At 49.7% G+C, this 2,808-nt stretch carries 1 pseudogene; it reads right to left on the reverse strand.

Annotation, left to right across the window (positions count from 1 at the left end):
* Positions 1-78: 78 nt before the first annotated feature.
* Positions 79-2,808: pseudogene (locus P5683_RS23925) on the reverse strand (efflux RND transporter permease subunit); the annotation flags it as partial.

Below are 2,808 nucleotides of genomic sequence, written 5' to 3' on the forward strand. Positions count from 1 at the left end.
CGGTATTGAGCAGTTTGATTCTCTCCATGATGCCATGGATTCCGTTCTCCAATCTACGTCCTAACCACCTTGACTAATGCTATAGTTATCCACCAACAGCAAACCATTGCGGACAGCCACCTCAAACAGGGTAATAAACCCGATCAGAGAAGCAATGGAGATTACCCCCCGTTAAGAGAATCGAGACAATACCACCCACCAAGGCCAGGGGAAGATTGAGCATAATCGCCACAGTTGCCGGGAGAGACTTAACCGAGAAGAACATCAAAATGGCAATCATAATCGCGGCCAGGATGCTATACCAGACCAGATTATTAGTGGCCTTTTGCTCCGCTTCAAACTGTCCACCATATTGGATAAAGTAGCCACCGGGTACTTGAACATTTTGGTCAATGGCGGCTTGAATATCCCCCACAACGCTGCCTAAGTCTCGTTGGGAAACATTGGCAGACACCACAATTAAACGAGATACATTTTCCCGATTGACCACATTAGCGCCCATACCATACTCCACCCTAGCCACAGCACTGAGGGGAATAATTTGTCCGGTGGGGGTAGAGAGGGGAATCGCCCCAATGGCATCTAAATTATTGCGTGAGGCGATCGGCAAACCGACGATAATATTAATCAGTTGTTGATTTTCCGGGACTTGGGACACCACTTGACCATTGAGGGCGGTTGCCACGACTTCAGAAATGGCAGCCATAGTTAAACCATAACCAGCCGCCGCCGAGCGGTCATAATGAATTTGAACTTGGCGGATAGGTAATTGAGGTTCTAATTGTAAGTCTACGACTCCCGCAATGGGTTTGATGGCATCGCGGACTTGTTCCCCGACTTGACGCAACTGGACTAAATCGGGGCCAAAAATTTTGACAGCGATCGCACTTCTGACCCCCGATAAAACTTCATCCATGCGGTGAGAAATAAAACCGCCAATATTGGGAGCAACCCCCGGCAATTGCAGAAACTTCTCCCGCAGTTGCTGAACAGCAGCCTCTCGGTCTTCCAGGGCAACATCACTCAACTCTACATCCACATGAGCCATGTTCACCCCCGCCCCATCAGCATCCCCCGGAGCGCGTCCAGCGCGGACTTGTACCCATTCATAAAGGGGATTATCTTGTAGGGATTGAGCCAGAGCCATTCCCGCCCGATTGGTCATCTCCAAAGAGACACCCGGAAATAAAACCATAGAGTTCACCATAGATTTGTCCTGAAATTCCGGGAGGAAAACCCGTCCCAAGGAAGGCACAACGGCTAGAGTAGCCACTAAGGAGGCTAAGGCTAATCCTAAAATCAGTTGGGGAGTCCTCAGAGACAAATTGAGCAGAGGGCGATACCAACTTTCGGCCAAGCGTGAAATAAAAGTGCCTTCCTGGGGGAGTCTATGATGAGCCAATAAAATGGCACAGAGGGCGGGAGAAAGGGTCATGGCGACCAAAGTAGAGGCCGCAATGGAGAGCAAATAAGCCCAACCCATGGGGGCGAAAATTCGCCCTTCTACCCCCGTTAAACTAAAAATGGGGGCAAAGACGACTATGATAATAACCGTGGAAAAAATGACGGCTAAACGGACCTGAACCGAAGTGTCATAAACCACTTGAAAGGGGGGTTTTGGGTTTTCTTGGGTTGGATTCCGCCGTAAACCACGATAGCAGTTTTCCATATCCACAATGGCATCATCGACCACGGAGCCGATCGCCACCACTAAACCCCCCAGGGTCATAGTATTGATGCCTAACCCCACGGCTTTCAAGAACATTAAGCCAATCAGCAACGAGAGGGGAATGGCACTCAAGGTAATGATAGCCGTGCGCCAGTTCATTAAAAAGAGCAACATAATCACCGAAACGATGATGATCCCTTGAATGAGGGAGCCGCTAACGTTGCGAATGGCAGAATCAATAAAGTTTGATTGGCGGAAAGTGCGTTGAACTTCCACATCAGGGGGAAAGGTAGACTGTAGGGAGTTCATCACCGCTTCCACGGCTTGGGTGACGGTGGGGGTGTCTATATAGGGTTGTTTGTTAATCATCAACACCACCGCCGCCTGTCCGTTAAAGCTGGCATCTCCCCGTTTAAGTGCCGCTCCCGTTTTGACTTCAGCCACATCTTGCAGCAAAATCGGTTCACCGTATTGAACTTTCACCACCGACTGCTGCAAGTCTTCTAGGGTGTTAACCTGTCCGATGCCTCGGATGAGTAACTCTTGACCTCCACCTACGAGAAAACCTCCGGGAGCGTTGGAATTGGCTCCCCTGGCTGCTGCCGCGACTTCATTGAGGGAGACTTGGCGCGATCGCAACAGTTGCGGATCGACCAAAATCTGTTCTTCCCGTTCATCCCCCCCATAAATAGTCACCTGAGACACACCAGGAACCGAGAGAATCTGATTTCTGAGGGTAACATCCACCAAACGGCGTAAATCCATCAGAGACGTTTCTCCCTGACCATTCACCGTAAAGGCATATTGCAGAATCGTTCCCAAAGGAGAGACTAAGGGGGAAATTTCCGGCGGATGAATCCCTTGGGGAAGTTGACTCATCACCTGTTGGAGTCGTTCCGTTACAGCCTGCCGCGCTTGGTAAATATCAGCCTCCTGGTCAAAGACAACATGAACCATAGAGAGTCCCACCTTGGAGGAAGAACGCACCAGGGTAACACTGGGTAAGCCATTAACCGCACTTTCAATAGGAACCGTAATCTGAGCCTCTACTTCCTCGGGAGCCAAACCAACCGCCTCAGTTTGGATACAGCCTTTACACAAAACACAAAGTACAGTATAATGTATGGCTATTGTATAAG

The sequence above is a fragment of the Limnospira sp. PMC 1279.21 genome (assembly GCF_032349615.1).
Classification (GTDB): domain Bacteria; phylum Cyanobacteriota; class Cyanobacteriia; order Cyanobacteriales; family Microcoleaceae; genus Limnospira; species Limnospira fusiformis.